14 protein-coding genes are annotated in these 14,012 nt (G+C 73.6%); 6 read left to right on the forward strand and 8 right to left on the reverse strand.

Annotation, left to right across the window (positions count from 1 at the left end; translation table 11 throughout):
- Window positions 1-33 precede the first annotated feature (33 nt).
- The 5 genes from carB to pyrR are packed head-to-tail and all read right to left on the reverse strand — an operon-like array spanning window position 34 to window position 7,271.
- On the reverse strand, window positions 34-3,378 hold the full coding sequence (gene carB, locus GNZ18_RS35305; RefSeq protein ID WP_156220997.1) for a carbamoyl-phosphate synthase large subunit: 3,345 nt from the start codon (window positions 3,376-3,378) through the stop codon (window positions 34-36).
- On the reverse strand, window positions 3,378-4,496 hold the full coding sequence (gene carA, locus GNZ18_RS35310) for a glutamine-hydrolyzing carbamoyl-phosphate synthase small subunit (protein WP_156220998.1): 1,119 nt from the start codon (window positions 4,494-4,496) through the stop codon (window positions 3,378-3,380). The genes carB and carA overlap by 1 nt, the downstream gene beginning before the upstream one ends.
- A complete protein-coding gene (locus tag GNZ18_RS35315; RefSeq protein WP_156220999.1) occupies window positions 4,493-5,776 on the reverse strand; it encodes a dihydroorotase in 1,284 nt (427 codons plus the stop codon). Before GNZ18_RS35315 ends, carA begins: the two co-directional genes overlap by 4 nt.
- On the reverse strand, window positions 5,773-6,714 hold the full coding sequence (locus tag GNZ18_RS35320; protein ID WP_214617762.1) for an aspartate carbamoyltransferase catalytic subunit: 942 nt from the start codon (window positions 6,712-6,714) through the stop codon (window positions 5,773-5,775). Before GNZ18_RS35320 ends, GNZ18_RS35315 begins: the two co-directional genes overlap by 4 nt.
- Window positions 6,711-7,271, reverse strand: coding sequence for a bifunctional pyr operon transcriptional regulator/uracil phosphoribosyltransferase PyrR (gene pyrR / locus GNZ18_RS35325; RefSeq protein ID WP_242892297.1), 561 nt, complete (start codon window positions 7,269-7,271; stop codon window positions 6,711-6,713). The genes GNZ18_RS35320 and pyrR overlap by 4 nt, the downstream gene beginning before the upstream one ends.
- A 448-nt stretch (window positions 7,272-7,719) precedes the next feature.
- Between pyrR and bldD the strand changes: the two genes are divergently transcribed.
- Window positions 7,720-8,214 carry a transcriptional regulator BldD gene (gene bldD / locus GNZ18_RS35330; RefSeq protein ID WP_067463081.1) on the forward strand — a complete coding sequence of 165 codons (495 nt, stop codon included), beginning with the start codon at window positions 7,720-7,722 and terminating at the stop codon, window positions 8,212-8,214.
- Between the two features lie 391 nt (window positions 8,215-8,605).
- Here the strand turns inward: bldD and GNZ18_RS35335 are convergent, their stop codons facing one another.
- On the reverse strand, window positions 8,606-9,100 hold the full coding sequence (locus tag GNZ18_RS35335) for an SAV_6107 family HEPN domain-containing protein (RefSeq protein ID WP_156221000.1): 495 nt from the start codon (window positions 9,098-9,100) through the stop codon (window positions 8,606-8,608).
- Between the two features lie 256 nt (window positions 9,101-9,356).
- The gene (locus tag GNZ18_RS35340) at window positions 9,357-10,202 is read right to left on the reverse strand and encodes a L,D-transpeptidase family protein (protein ID WP_156221001.1); all 846 of its coding nucleotides are present in this window, start codon (window positions 10,200-10,202) and stop codon (window positions 9,357-9,359) included.
- A gap of 45 nt (window positions 10,203-10,247) precedes the next feature.
- On the opposite strand from GNZ18_RS35340, the gene GNZ18_RS35345 reads away from it, so the two are divergent.
- From GNZ18_RS35345 to GNZ18_RS35365, 5 genes are all read left to right on the forward strand, one after another.
- Entirely contained in the window at window positions 10,248-10,712 is a 465-nt protein-coding gene (locus GNZ18_RS35345) for a YbaK/EbsC family protein (protein ID WP_156221002.1), read from the forward strand.
- 1 nt (window position 10,713) lies between these two features.
- Window positions 10,714-11,097: an ArsC/Spx/MgsR family protein gene (locus tag GNZ18_RS35350; RefSeq protein WP_156221003.1), complete on the forward strand. Its 384-nt coding sequence runs from the start codon at window positions 10,714-10,716 to the stop codon at window positions 11,095-11,097.
- Window positions 11,098-11,174: 77 nt separating this feature from the next.
- Entirely contained in the window at window positions 11,175-12,059 is an 885-nt protein-coding gene (locus GNZ18_RS35355) for a hypothetical protein (RefSeq protein ID WP_156221004.1), read from the forward strand.
- Window positions 12,060-12,061: 2 nt separating this feature from the next.
- Entirely contained in the window at window positions 12,062-12,406 is a 345-nt protein-coding gene (locus tag GNZ18_RS35360) for a hypothetical protein (protein ID WP_214617759.1), read from the forward strand.
- A 112-nt stretch (window positions 12,407-12,518) separates the two neighbouring features.
- A complete protein-coding gene (locus GNZ18_RS35365; RefSeq protein ID WP_214617758.1) occupies window positions 12,519-13,121 on the forward strand; it encodes a GNAT family N-acetyltransferase in 603 nt (200 codons plus the stop codon).
- Here GNZ18_RS35365 and metF read toward each other — a convergent pair.
- Window positions 13,058-13,990 (reverse strand): methylenetetrahydrofolate reductase [NAD(P)H], encoded by a 933-nt coding sequence (gene metF, locus GNZ18_RS35370; protein WP_156221005.1) that lies wholly within the window; start codon window positions 13,988-13,990, stop codon window positions 13,058-13,060. The two genes, GNZ18_RS35365 and metF, sit on opposite strands and share 64 nt — an antisense overlap.
- Between the last annotated feature and the right edge of the window lie 22 nt (window positions 13,991-14,012).

Genomic DNA, 14,012 nt, shown 5'->3' on the forward strand with positions numbered 1-14,012 from the left:
CTCTCCCTCCTCGTCCCTCCCCGGACCGCGCCCTTACCGCGTCCCGGTGCGCCCGTGGGCGCCGCTGAGGCGCTCGGCGTGCTCCTGGAGGGAGCGGACGCCGACCTGGCCCCCGGCGACCGCCTCGATGCCCTGGACGGCCGCCGCGAGCCCCTGGACGGTCGTCACGCAGGGTACGCCCCGCAGCACGGCCGCGGTGCGGATCTCGTAGCCGTCGAGCCGCGGCCCGGACTGCCCGGGGCCGCCGAAGGGCGTGTTGACGATGAGGTCGACCTCGCCGTCCAGGATGCGCCGCACGATGGTGGGCTCGCCGCCGGGGCCGGGCCCCTCGCCGTGCTTGCGCACGATCTTGGCACGCACGCCGTTGCGGCGCAGGACCTCCGCGGTCCCCTCCGTGGCAAGAATCTCAAAGCCCAGGTCAGCGAGCCGCTTCACGGGGAAGACCATGTGCCGTTTGTCGCGGTTGGCGACCGACACGAACGCGCGCCCCTTGGTGGGCAGCGAGCCGTAGGCGGCCTGCTGCGACTTGGCGTAGGCGGTGCCGAACACCTCGTCGATCCCCATGACCTCGCCGGTGGAGCGCATCTCCGGGCCGAGGACGGTGTCGACGCCCTGCCCCTGCTCGTTGCGGAACCGGTCGAAGGGCAGCACGGCCTCCTTCACCGCGATCGGCGCGTCCAGCGGCAGCGAGCCGCCGTCGCCGGCCTCGGGCAGCAGGCCCTCCGCGCGCAGCTCGGCGATGGTGGCGCCCATCATCACGCGGGCGGCGGCCTTGGCGAGCGGCACGGCCGTCGCCTTGGAGACGAACGGCACCGTCCGGGACGCGCGCGGGTTGGCCTCCAGCACGTACAGGACGCCCGCCGACAGCGCGTACTGGACGTTCATCAGCCCCAGCACCCCGACGCCCTTGGCCAGCTCCTCCGTGGACGCGCGGATGCGGCGGATGTCGTCGTGCCCCAGCGTGATGGGCGGGAGCGCGCACGCGGAGTCGCCGGAGTGGATCCCGGCCTCCTCGATGTGCTCCATGACCCCGCCCAGGTACAGCTCCTCGCCGTCGTAGAGGGCGTCCACGTCGATCTCGATCGCCTCGTCCAGGAAGCGGTCGACCAGGACGGGGTGCTCCGGGCTCGCCTCCGTCGCGCGGGCCATGTACGACTCCAGCGTGACGTCGTCGTAGACGATCTCCATGCCGCGTCCGCCCAGCACGTACGAGGGGCGCACCAGGACGGGGTAGCCGATCTCGGCGGCGATCTCGCGGGCCTCGGCGTAGGACGAGGCGGTGCCGTGCTTGGGCGCGAGGAGCCCGGCCCGGTGCAGGACGCGCCCGAACGCGCCGCGCTCCTCGGCGAGGTGGATGCTCTCCGGCGAGGTGCCCACGATCGGCACGCCCGCGTCCTTGAGCTTCTGCGCGAGGCCCAGCGGCGTCTGCCCGCCGAGCTGGACGATGACGCCCGCGACCTCGCCCGAGCACTGCTCGGCGTACACGACCTCCAGGACGTCCTCCAGCGTGAGCGGCTCGAAGTAGAGCCGGTCGGAGGTGTCGTAGTCGGTCGAGACGGTCTCGGGGTTGCAGTTGACCATGACGGTCTCGTAGCCCGCCTCGGCGAGCGTGAACGAGGCGTGGACGCAGGAGTAGTCGAACTCCACGCCCTGCCCGATCCGGTTGGGCCCGCTGCCGAGGATGATCACCTTGGGCCTGGCGCCCGGGGGGACCTCGGTCTCCTCGTCGTAGGCCGAGTACAGGTACGGGGTCCGCGCGGCGAACTCGGCGGCGCAGGTGTCGACGGTCAGGTACACCGGGCGGACGCCGAGCGCGTGCCGCAGCTCCCGCACGACCTCCTCCGAGAGGTTCCGCAGCTCGCCGATCTGCGCGTCGGAGAACCCGTGCCGCTTGGCGCGCAGCAGCTTGTCCCTGGTGAGCGCGTCGTCGGCGGTGCGGATCTCCTCGGCGGTCTCGTTGATCGCGGCGATCTGGTCGAGGAACCAGGGGTCGATGCCGGTCGCCTCGAACAGGTCCTGGACGCTCGCCCCGGCCCACAGCGCCCGCTGGACGTCGCGCAGCCGCCCGTCGTGCGGCCGGCTCGCGGACTCCACCAGCGCGGCGGCGTCGAGCCCGTCCGGGCCCGTCGCCCAGCTGAACGAGGAGCCCTTCTGCTCCAGCGACCGCAGCGCCTTCTGGAGCGCCTCGGTGAAGCAGCGCCCGATCGCCATGGCTTCGCCCACCGACTTCATGTGCGTGGTGAGCGTGCCGTCGGCGCCGGGGAACTTCTCGAACGCGAACCGGGGGACCTTGACCACGACGTAGTCGAGCGTGGGCTCGAACGAGGCGGGGGTCTCGCGGGTGATGTCGTTCGGGATCTCGTCCAGCGTGTACCCGATCGCGAGCTTGGCCGCGATCTTGGCGATCGGGAACCCGGTCGCCTTGGAGGCCAGCGCCGACGAGCGCGACACGCGCGGGTTCATCTCGATGACGATCATCCGGCCGGTGCCCGGGTTCACGGCGAACTGGATATTGCAGCCGCCGGTGTCGACGCCGACCTCGCGGATCACCGCGATCGCGACGTCGCGCATGTTCTGGTACTCGCGGTCGGTCAGCGTCAGCGCGGGCGCGACCGTGATCGAGTCGCCGGTGTGCACGCCCATCGGGTCGAGGTTCTCGATCGAGCAGACGATCACCACGTTGTCGTGGCGGTCGCGCATGACCTCCAGCTCGTACTCCTTCCAGCCGAGGATCGACTCCTCCAGGAGCACCTCGCTGGTCGGGGACGCGTCGAGCCCCGCCCCGGCGATGCGGCGCAGGTCGTTCTCGTCGTGGGCGAACCCGGACCCGGCGCCGCCCATCGTGAACGAGGGGCGCACCACGACCGGGTAGCCGAGCTCGGCGGCGGCGGCCAGGCACTCCTCCATCGTGTGGCAGATCAGCGACCGGGCGGACTCGGCGTTCAGGCCGCGCTCGCGCGCGACCTTCGCGACGACCTCCTTGAACCGCTCGCGGTTCTCCCCGGCCTGGATCGCGTCCACGTCGGCGCCGATCAGCTCGACCCCGTACCGCTCCAGCACGCCGCTCTCGTACAGCGCGATCGCGGTGTTCAGGGCCGTCTGGCCGCCGAGCGTGGGCAGCAGCGCGTCCGGCCGCTCCTTCGCGATGATCTTCTCGACGACCTCGGGCGTGATCGGCTCGACGTAGGTGGCGTCGGCGAACTCGGGGTCGGTCATGATCGTGGCGGGGTTGCTGTTGACCAGCGTGACCCGCAGGCCCTCGGCCTTCAGCACCCGGCACGCCTGCGTGCCGGAGTAGTCGAACTCGCACGCCTGGCCGATCACGATCGGCCCGGAGCCGATCACCAGGACGGACGTCAGGTCTTCGCGGCGCGGCATTACCTCGACCCCTCCATGATCTCGCAGAAACGGTCGAAGAGCCCGGAGGCGTCGTGCGGGCCCGCCGCGGCCTCCGGGTGGTACTGGACGCTGAACGCGGGCCGCTCCAGGAGCCGCAGCCCCTCCACGCACCCGTCGTTGAGGTTCACGTGGCTGACCTCGGCGCGCCCGTAGGGGGTGTCGAACGGGCCGTCGGTCGGCGCGTCCACGGCGAACCCGTGGTTGTGGGCGGAGACGTCGACCCGTCCGGTCGCCTTGTCCTGAACGGGCTGGTTGATGCCCCGGTGCCCGAAGCGGAGCTTGTAGGTGCCGAGGCCGAGCGCGCGCCCGAAGATCTGGTTGCCGAAGCAGATGCCGAAGAACGGCCTGCCCGCGTCGAGGACGCCGCGCAGCGCGTCCACCGCGTACCCGGCGGCGGCCGGGTCGCCGGGGCCGTTGGAGAAGAACACCCCGTCGGGGGCGAGCGCGAGGATCTCCTCGGCGGTGCTGGAGGCCGGGAGGACGTGCACCTCGCACCCCCGCTCGGACATCCGGTACGGCGTCATCGCCTTGATGCCGAGGTCCACGGCCGCGACCGTGAAGCGCTTCTCCCCCTGGGCCGCGACGACGTAGCGCTCGGCCGTCGAGACGTCGCGGGCGAGGTCGGCGCCGACCATCGGCGGCGCCTGCCGGACCCGCTCGACCAGGGCGGCCTCGCCCGGGGCGAGCGCCTCGCCGCCGCTGAAGATCGCGGCGCGCATCGCGCCCCGGTCGCGCAGGTGGCGGGTCAGCGCGCGGGTGCCGGGGATCGCGATCCCCACCACGCCCTGGTCGCGCAGCGCCGACCCGAGCGAGCCGGTGGCCCGCCAGTTCGAGGCCACGCGCGCGGGCTCGCGCACCACGTACCCGGCGACCTGGATGCGGCCGGACTCCGGATCCTCGGCGTTGACGCCGGTGTTGCCGATGTGGGGGGAGGTCATCGCGACGATCTGCCGCGCGTAGGACGGGTCGGTCAGGGTCTCCTGGTAGCCGGTCATGCCGGTGTTGAAGACCATCTCGCCGAAGGTCTCGCCCTCGGCCCCGTAGGCCGTCCCCCGGAACACCCTGCCGTCTTCCAGAACCAGCAGAGCAGGGGTCATTGGAGCTTCCCTTCCAGGACGGTCGGCGTGCCGCGCAGGAACGTCGCGACGACCCGTCCGGGCAGCGCCAGCCCCGCGAACGGGGTGTTGCGGCTCTTGGAGGTCATCTCCGACGCGTCCACCGCGCGGCGCGGCGACGGGTCGTACAGCGTGATGTTGGCGGGCGATCCCGCCTCCAGCGGACGGCCCTGTCCGGAGAGGCGGCCGATGCGGGCGGGGCTCAGCGACATCCGCTCGGCGACCCCGGCCCAGTCGAGCAGCCCGGTCTCGACCATGGCCTCCTGGACGACGGGCAGCGCCGTCTCCAGGCCGATCATGCCCATCGCCGCCACGGCCCACTCGGTCTCCTTCGCCTCGACCGGGTGCGGGGCGTGGTCGGTGGCGACGCAGTCGATCGTCCCGTCGGCGAGCGCGGCGCGCAGCGCGGCGACGTCCTCGGCGGTGCGCAGCGGCGGGTTGACCTTGAAGATCGGGTCGTAGGTGCCGGCGCGGGTGTCGTCCAGCAGCAGGTGGTGCGGGGTGACCTCGGCGGTCACCGGGCAGCCCTTGCTCTTGGCCCAGCGGATGATCTCCACGGACCCGGCCGTGGAGACGTGGCAGACGTGCAGCCGCGACCCGACGTGCTGGGCGAGCAGCACGTCCCTGGCGATGATCGCCTCCTCGGCCACGGCGGGCCAGCCGCGCAGCCCGAGCGCGGCCGACATCTCGCCCTCGTTCATCTGCGCGCCCTCGGTGAGCCGGGGCTCCTGCGCGTGCTGGGCGACGACGCCGCCGAACGCCTTCACGTACTCCAGCGCCCGCCGCATGATCACCGCGTCGGACACGCAGTGCCCGTCGTCGGAGAACACCCGGACCCGCGCCGCCGAGTCGGCCATCGCGCCGAGCTCGGCGAGCTGCTCGCCCGCGATGCCGCGCGTCACGGCCCCGACGGGCTGGACATCGCAGTACCCGGCCTCGCGGCCGAGCCGCCACACCTGCTCGACCACGCCCGCCGTGTCGGCGACCGGGTCGGTGTTGGCCATCGCGTGGACGGAGGTGAACCCGCCCATCGCGGCGGCCTTCGTGCCGGACTCGACGGTCTCGGCGTCCTCGCGCCCCGGCTCGCGCAGGTGGGTGTGCAGGTCGACGAGCCCGGGCAGCGCGACCAGGCCGTCGGCGTCGACGGCCTGCGCGCCGCCGGCGTCGAGCCCGGTGCCGATCTCGGCGATCTGCCCGTTCCGGACGAGGATGTCGGCGGGCGCGCCGCCCAGGATGCGCGCGCCCCTGATCAGGTGGTTCATTCGGTGACCTCCGTGCCGATGGCGGGCTCGGAGCCTCCGAGCAGCAGGTAGAGCACGGCCATGCGGGCGCTGACGCCGTTGGCGACCTGCTCGACGATCGTGGACCGGACCGAGTCGGCGACCTCGGCGGCGATCTCCACGCCGCGGTTCATCGGCCCCGGGTGCATGACGATGGCGTGCTCGGGGAGCGCGGCCATGCGCTCGCCGTCCAGCCCGTACCGGCGGCTGTACTCGCGCACGGTCGGGAAGTAGGCGGCGTTCATCCGCTCCTGCTGGACGCGCAGCATCATGATGACGTCGCTCTTGGGCAGCACCGCGTCGAGGTCGTAGGACACCTGGCAGGGCCAGGTGTTGATCGCGACCGGCAGCAGCGTGGGCGGCGCGACCACGGTCACGTCGGCGCCGAGCGTCCCGAGCAGCAGCACGTTGGAGCGTGCCACCCGGCTGTGCAGGACGTCGCCGACGATCGTGACCCGGCGCCCCTCCAGGTCGCCGAGCCGCTTGCGCATCGTGAACGCGTCCAGCAGCGCCTGGGTGGGGTGCTCGTGGGTGCCGTCCCCGGCGTTGACCACGCTGCCCTGGACCCAGCCCGCGAGCCGGTGCGGCGCGCCCGAGGCGCCGTGCCGGACGACGACGCCGTCGGCGCCCATCGCCTCCAGCGTCAGCGCGGTGTCCTTCAGGCTCTCGCCCTTGGACACGCTCGACCCCTTCGCCGAGAAGTTGATCACATCGGCGGACAGCCGCTTGGCGGCCGCCTCGAAGGAGATCCGGGTGCGGGTGGAGTCCTCGAAGAACAGGTTGACGACCGTCCGGCCGCGCAGCGTCGGCAGCTTCTTGATCGAGCGGCCCGCGACCTTCTCCAGCTCCTCGGCCGTGTCGAGGACGAGCAGCGCGTCCTCGCGCGTCAGGTCGGCCGCCGAGATCAGATGGCGCTTCACCGGTCACCCCCCGCCGGACCGAGCAGCACCGCGTCGCGTCCGTCGTTCTCGCCCAGCAGGACCCGCACGGTCTCCCGCATCGAGGTGGGCAGGTTCTTGCCGACGTAGTCCGCGCGGATCGGCAGCTGGCGGTGCCCGCGGTCGACCAGCACCGCGAGCTGGACGGCGCGGGGCCGCCCGAGGTCGTTGAGGGCGTCGAGCGCGGCGCGCACCGTCCGGCCGGAGAACAGCACGTCGTCGACGAGGACGACCACGCGGTCGTCGACGCCGTCCTGGGGTACCTCCGTGCGGCCCAGAGCGCGCGCGGGACGCATCCGGAGATCGTCCCGGTACATCGTCACGTCCAGGGACCCCCAGGGCACCGGGCGGCCCTCCACGTCCCCGAGGAGGCCCGCCAGCCGCTCGGCCAGCGTCACCCCGCGGGTCTGGATGCCGAGGAGCAGGACGTCGTGCCCGCCCTTGGTGCGTTCGAGGATCTCGTGCGCGATGCGGGTCAGCGCGCGCCGGATGTCCGGTCCCTCCAGAACGGCCTTGGGCCGGGGGTCACCGTCCGCCACGCGCGCCGCCGCCGGCTCGTCCGGCCGGGAGGCAGCATTCACCACCGAAACCTCCTTTCCCGCCTCACAGGACGGGGCTTAAAGGACGCCTTGTCCCCCACACCGTAGCAGCCGGTACCCACGGGTCCGCATCGGACCGGTCCACGTCTTGCCTGGTGAGAGGGGTCACACTCGAACGCGCGCGGAGCGGCCCGCGGCCCCGGCGCGGCGCCCGCGGGGCCGGGCCCGCCGGGCTTCCGGCCGATCCGGACGACCCCCAGCGAGACCTACTGATTCGACCGCTTTTTTCCAATCAGCTTGACCTGAGGCCGTCCCCGTTTTACCGTCACTGTCCGTAACCATCCCCGGAGGTGGATTCCCGGAGCGATCAGCGCGCCGGGTTCCCCGCCTCCGCCCCGGCGTCCCGCCGGGGGCAAACGACGACGAAAGTGAGCCTGGGGGGCCGACAATGCCGTCTGAATACGCTAAGGCTCTCGGCGCGCGCCTGCGCGCCATCCGCACACAGCAGGGCCTGTCCCTGCACGGTGTGGAGGAGAAGTCCCGCGGCCGCTGGAAGGCCGTCGTCGTGGGTTCGTACGAGCGGGGCGACCGCGCCGTCACCGTTCAGAAGCTGGCCGAGCTCGCCGATTTCTACGGCGTGCCGGTTTCCGAGTTGCTGCCCGGCGGAGCCGCGCCGAGCCCGCTCGGGCCTACACCCAAGCTCGTGATCGACCTCGAGCGGTTGCAGCAGCTTCCGAAAGACAAGGCCGGTCCTCTCGCCCGCTACGCCGCGACGATCCAGAGCCAGCGGGGCGACTACAACGGAAAGGTTTTGTCCATCCGCCAGGAAGACCTGCGTTCACTCGCGGTCATCTACGACAAGTCCCCGAACGAGCTCACGGAAGAGCTCATCACGTGGGGCGTCCTCGACCCGGAGGCGCGGCGCGCCGTCGAGTCGTTCTAACCCCTAGCACCACCTAATTCTGGCACCACCGAAACGGGGGCCCGGCCGACGCCGGGCCCCCGTTCCGCGTCCCGGCCCGAATTCCGTTGCGGCGGGCGCCGGCGCGCGCCTGCATGCGGGCCGACGCCGGCCGGACGCGGCGCAGGGCGCGAAACGGGTGCCCGCCGCGGGAGGCGTCCCGGCTCTGAGGGGGCGCGTCGAAGCTCTGAGGGGGCGCGTCGAAGACCGGGGCCGTGCTCCAGCGGCGGCCCCGGTCTTCGGGCGCGGCCGTCCCCTGGGGAGGTCTACGGGACGGCCCGGGAGTGGCTCAGGGGGTTGGCGGGGTCGGTCGGCGGGGTCGGTCGGCGGGCCCGTCAGCGAGGTCGGCTCGCCTCGGAGCCCGTCGGCGGGGTCAGCTCGCCTCGGGGATCGGCAAGGTGGGCTGGCTGGTCACGCCGAGGGTGTCCTCGACGAGGGTGACGAAGACCTCGGCGTCGTGCAGCAGCTCCTCGGCCTCGCGCGGCGTCACCGCGCGCGGCAGGCCCGCCTCGGCGGCGGCGCGCTTGTCGGCGCCGGCGGCGAAGAACGCGGCCCACTCGCGCAGCGCGGGCTCGGCCTCGGGCAGCAGCACCCAGACGCTGCGGGGGCGCCCCCGCCGGTGCGTCTCCAGCGGTTCCTTGGACGCCAGCACCGCGGCGGCGGCGCGCAGCGCGGCCAGGTGGGCGCAGACGTAGCGGACGGCGGGCGAGGTGGCCTCGGCCGCCTCGGCGAGGCCCATGCGGGCGGCGTGGAGCTGGCCGACCGCCGTGTGCGCCGGACGCGGCGCGGGCTTCGGCCGCGAGCGCGGGCCCGGCGGGCCGAACTGCGCGGCGGAATGAACTCCGCGGGCGGTCGTCGTTTCGGACATGACTGCCTCCTTCCGGGGCTCGGGCCGGCCGGGCGGAGAGCTTCCCCTCACTCCGCCCGGCCGTCCGTCCCGCCCGGGGGCATCGCGCTGCCGCCGGGCGGGGACGTCGCCCTGGCGCGGGCCGCGAGTCCCGCGCCACGTCGAACATAAGTTCGACGCACTCACAGTAAAGCGTTCCCGGGGCGATTCGTCAACGTGTTCGAACGGGTGGCGCTTCCCACAGGTCAGCGGGTTACACGAACCACCTGACCACCCGTCATCCCAGGCGTCGGACGTGCACGGCCACACCCGTCCCGACCAGGCTCGGGAAGTACTCCGCGATGTGCATGGGCAGCCGGACGCAGCCGTGCGAGGCCGGGTACCGGGGCACGTCGAGGGCCCCGTGGAAGGCGATGCCGCCGTTGAAGTAGACGGGGTTGTAGAGCCGTCCGAGGGGCGAGACCTCCCAGCCCTTGGCGCGGCGGCCCGTCCGGAAGTCGCCGGTGCCCGTCGTGGCGTAGCGGCAGCGGGCGACGGTGGCGCCCCGGTCCTTGGCGCAGTAGTACTCCCCCGAGCCGGACGACACGTGCGTGATGAGCCGGGGCCTGCCGTCCCTGTAGAGGACGAGGTACTGGCGGCGCAGGTCCACGTCGACCCGGTCGGCCTCGTGGCGCCTGGCCATCGGGCGGGGCTCGCGGGGGCGGTCCAGCGCCTTCCAGAAGGGCGCGCCCAGCGTCCCGGACTGCTTGAGCCGGTTGACGGCCTGGAACGCCCACACGGCGAGCTGGGTGGACGTCCCGTACTCCCCGTCCACCACGCCCGGGTCGTAGTGCAGGCCCTTCAGGCGGCGCTGGAGCTCCCGGACGTCGGCCCCCTCCGCTCCGGGCCTCAGTTTGCGGTCCCCGGCCCGGAGCGGGGGCACGGGCCTGGACGGCGACGGCTTGGGCGTGGCCCTGGCCCTCGGCTTGCGGACGGGCTCCCGCTTGGGCTTGTGCTTGGGCCTGTCCGCCGACGGCTTGTGGGGCCGCGAGGAGCGCCCCGCGTCGGCGGGGGCCGCCTCGCCCGCCGTCTTGCACCCCGCCAGCAGGACGATCGGGATCAGCAACGCCGCGCTTTTCCGCATGCCCATGGTCTCCTCCGCCTCACCGCTGACCTTAAAGTGCTTCCCATGCACGCAAATGCCGAACGTGTCGCACGGGCCCTGGAGGCGCAAGGGGCGACGGGGAAGATCGTGGAGCTGCCCGACTCGGCCCGGACGGCGCAGGCCGCCGCCGACCAGCTCGGATGCGAGGTCGGCGCGATCGCCAACAGCCTGGTGTTCGACGCCGACGGGGCGCCGCTGCTGGTGCTGACCAGCGGCGCGCACCGGGTCGACACGGCGCGGGTCGCGGCGCTGGTGGGCGCGGAGGCGGTGCGCCGGGCGACGCCGGAGTTCGTCCGGGACGCGACGGGCCAGCCCATCGGGGGTGTCGCCCCGCTGGGCCACCCCGCGCCGATCCGCACGCTCGTGGACGTCTGGCTGGACAAGTACGACGAGGTCTGGGCGGCCGGCGGGCACCCGCACACCGTGTTCCCCACCTCGTACGAGGAACTGCTGAAAATCACCGGGGGCACCCCGGCGGAGGTGGGCTGAGATGGGCGACGACGCGCAGGGTGACGCGCGGGGTACGGAACTGTGGCACAACCCGCGCTGCTCCAAGAGCCGCGCCGCGAAGGCCGCGCTGGACGAGGCGGGCGTCCCCTACACCGAGCGCCGCTACCTCGACGAGCCGCCCACGGCGGCGGAGCTGGACGCGGCGCTGACCAGGATCGGCGCCGAGCCCTGGGACGTCGCGCGGCTCAACGAGCCCGTCGCCAAGGAGCTCGGCCTGCGGTCCCTGGAGCACGACCGGGCGCGCTGGATCGAGATCATGGTGGCGAACCCGGTGCTGATCCAGCGGCCGATCGTCCTGACCCGGGCGGTGGCGGTGGTGGCGCGCGACGGGGAATCGCTGCGCCGGGCCCTCGACAGCCGGTGACCCTGATGTGATTCTGGTGGCCAGGATGTGATCCTGGGGGACCGAGCAACGACGATCGGTGACCAACCGGAGGGGCGATGACCGCGCAGATGCGCTCCGGCCCGGCGGCGCGCGACCCGGAGTTCCGGGGGATCGACCCGCCCGCGCTCGACCGGGTGATCCGCCAGCTCCAGGACGCGCAGAACGCGATCCAGGGCTGGCTGAACGGGCACCGCCCCCCGCCGGGGGTGCCCGCGACCGGGTACCGGCAGGCCGACCAGGTCGCGCTGTGGGCCGCCGACCAGCTCGGCATGCTGACCCGCCGCTACAACTACGCGATCACGCACCCGGACGGCGGCGGCGTCGACGTCCCGCCCGTCCACGCGCCGAGCCCGAAGCCGAGCCCCGGCGGGAACCCGGGCGCGGGCGGCGGCGTGCAGCCCGGCAGGCCGGGCGCGACCGCGCCGCGCACGCCCTCGCCCGGCACGCCGGGTACGCCGGGGCGGCGCCATCCGGTGCGCCCGCCGAGGCACACGGCGCCGCCGACCTCGCGGGGCGCGGGCGACCTCGGCAACTTCCCGACCCGGCAGGCGGCGGCGCGGGCCGCGCGGGCCGACGCGCTGGCCGTGGCCGCCGCCGTCCGCGACGGCGACCCCGTGCCGGACGGCGTGTGGAAGCACCTGCGGGCCAACGCCGACGACCCCGACTACACCGAGGCGCTGTACGAGCGGCTCGGCCCCGCCTCCGCGGCGGCCCTGGTGAAGGCCGCCCACGGCGACGCGGCGCTGCTGCAGGCCCTGCGGCAGGCGCTCGGCACCTCCAGCCACCACCTGGCGATGGACACGGCGTGGCTGCGCGCGTTCCTCGCCGAGGCCGACCGGGAGGGCGTGCGGCCGGTCGCCGTCCAGGTGCTCACCGGCGCCGATCTGAGCCCCCGGACCCGCGACGCGCTCGCCGGGCTGCACCAGAAGGCGGGTGGCTGAGCGTGTCCTCCCCCTCGTCCGCCCCGCCGCCGCCCGGGAGCCTGCCGCCGCCGATCGAGGCCGCGGCGGCGGTGGGCCTGCCGCCGACCGAGCGCCCGAACCCCGAGTACGGGCAGCTGTACCAGGCGTACGCGGACGCCTACGGCAGCATCGACCGGCTCCGGCGGGCGCTCGACGCCTCCGCCCGCACGCTCGGCTCGACCGACGCCTGGCTCGGCCCGGAGGCGCGCCAGTGGGGCGGGCAGCTCGACGCCAACCGGAACGCGCTGCGCAAGGCGGCCGACCGCATCCTGTGGGACATCTACGACCGGCTCAACGCGACCCAGCGCACCATCGCCAAGCTCTGATCCCCCTCCCCCGGGCCGCCTCCGTCACCGCGCCCGCGGCCGCGCCGGATCACCGTTCCCGGAGCGGGTGAGCGGGCGGGACGTCTAGTCTCTGTCTGGTGAGGGACGTCCGGTGAGGGATCCGAAGCTGCGCGAGATCGACGAGCGCGCCTTCCTGCGCCGGCTCGGCCCGATGCTGGAGGTGTACGCCGCGACGATGGCGCCGCCCGCCGAGCAGCTCCCCGGCCGCCACACGATCATGGAGCGGCACGCGGCCTACCCCGGGTTCCGCGCGTTCGTCGCGGAGCGGCGCGGGCCGCTGCCCGGCCTGGCCGGGCCGGTGCAGGGGTTCGCCTACGGGTTCCACGGCTCGCGCGGGCAGTGGTGGCACGACATCGTCCACCAGGCGCTCGCCGCGCGGGAGGGGCCCGAGCACGCGGACGCCTGGATGGACGACCCGTTCGAGGTGGCGGAGCTGCACGTCCACCCGGCGGCGCAGGGCAAGGGCCTCGGCCGGGGGCTGCTGACCGCGCTGTGCGAGGGCAGGCCGGAGCGGACGGTGGTGCTGTCCACGCTGGACCTGCGGTCCGCCACCCCGGCCCAACGGCTCTACCGGTCGGTGGGCATGGTCGACCTGCTGACGGGGTTCGAGTTCCCCGGCGGCGGGCCGCTCTACGCGGTCATGGGCGGGACGCTGCCCCTGGCGCCGTACCCGTCGGCCTCCAGCAGCCCGTAGACCTCGCGGGTCGCCGTCGACTTGTTGAAGGTGATGAAGTGGATGCCGGGCACGCCCTGGTCGAGCAGGTCGCGGCACAGCTGCGCCGCGTGCTCGATGCCGAGGCGCCGGACGGCCTCCGGGTCGTCGGCGACGGCCTCGAACCGGGCGCGCACGTCCGCGGGGAAGGGCGCCCCCGAGAGCTGCTCGGACCGGTCGATCGTGCTGATCTGGGTGACCGGCATGATGCCCGGGATGATCGGCACGTCGCAGCCCGCGGCGTCGACGCGGTCGCGCAGGCGCAGGAAGTCGTCCGCGCGGAAGAACATCTGGGTGATGGCGTAGTCGGCGCCGGCGCGGCACTTGGCGACGAAGTGCCGGGTGTCGCTCTCGATGTCGGGCGAGCGCGGGTGCTTGTAGGGGAATGCGGCGACGCCGACGCTGAAGTCGCCGTAGGAGCGGATCATCCGGACGAGGTCGGCGGCGTACTCGACGCCGTCGGGGTGCTTGACCCACTCCCCCATCGGGTCGCCGGGCGGGTCGCCGCGCACGGCGAGGATGTTGCGCACGCCGACCGCCGCGAACCGGCCGATGAGCTGGCGCAGCTCCGCCTGCGAGTGGTCGACGGCGGTGAAGTGCGCGACGGGCGTGAGCGTGGTGTCGGTCGCGATCCGCTCGACGATGTCGACGGTCTTGTCGCGGGTGCCGCCGCCCGCGCCGTAGGTCACCGAGACAAACGACGGGTGGAGGGGCTCCAGCTCGCGGATCGTCCGCCACAGGTTCCGCGCGCCCTTCTCGGTCTTGGGCGGGAAGAACTCGAAGGAGAAGGACCTGCCCGAGGCCAGGAGTTCTCGGACGGTCGGGGGCCGGTCTGGGCGCAGGCGTCGCATCACCCCAGAGTACAGAAGCGGC

It is taken from the genome of Actinomadura litoris, assembly GCF_009733595.1.
Taxonomy (GTDB): Bacteria; Actinomycetota; Actinomycetes; order Streptosporangiales; family Streptosporangiaceae; genus Spirillospora; species Spirillospora litoris.

What these genes read in the sequence shown, in the direction of transcription:
- carB (WP_156220997.1), bottom strand. Translation starts at nt 3,378, where the DNA reads ATGCCGCGCCGCGAAGACCTGACGTCCGTCCTGGTGATCGGCTCCGGG.
- carA (WP_156220998.1), bottom strand. Translation starts at nt 4,496, where the DNA reads ATGACCCCTGCTCTGCTGGTTCTGGAAGACGGCAGGGTGTTCCGGGGG.
- GNZ18_RS35315 (WP_156220999.1), bottom strand. Translation starts at nt 5,776, where the DNA reads ATGAACCACCTGATCAGGGGCGCGCGCATCCTGGGCGGCGCGCCCGCC.
- bldD (WP_067463081.1), top strand. Translation starts at nt 7,720, where the DNA reads ATGCCGTCTGAATACGCTAAGGCTCTCGGCGCGCGCCTGCGCGCCATC.
- GNZ18_RS35335 (WP_156221000.1), bottom strand. Translation starts at nt 9,100, where the DNA reads ATGTCCGAAACGACGACCGCCCGCGGAGTTCATTCCGCCGCGCAGTTC.
- GNZ18_RS35340 (WP_156221001.1), bottom strand. Translation starts at nt 10,202, where the DNA reads ATGCGGAAAAGCGCGGCGTTGCTGATCCCGATCGTCCTGCTGGCGGGG.
- GNZ18_RS35345 (WP_156221002.1), top strand. Translation starts at nt 10,248, where the DNA reads ATGCACGCAAATGCCGAACGTGTCGCACGGGCCCTGGAGGCGCAAGGG.
- GNZ18_RS35350 (WP_156221003.1), top strand. Translation starts at nt 10,714, where the DNA reads ATGGGCGACGACGCGCAGGGTGACGCGCGGGGTACGGAACTGTGGCAC.
- GNZ18_RS35355 (WP_156221004.1), top strand. Translation starts at nt 11,175, where the DNA reads ATGACCGCGCAGATGCGCTCCGGCCCGGCGGCGCGCGACCCGGAGTTC.
- metF (WP_156221005.1), bottom strand. Translation starts at nt 13,990, where the DNA reads ATGCGACGCCTGCGCCCAGACCGGCCCCCGACCGTCCGAGAACTCCTG.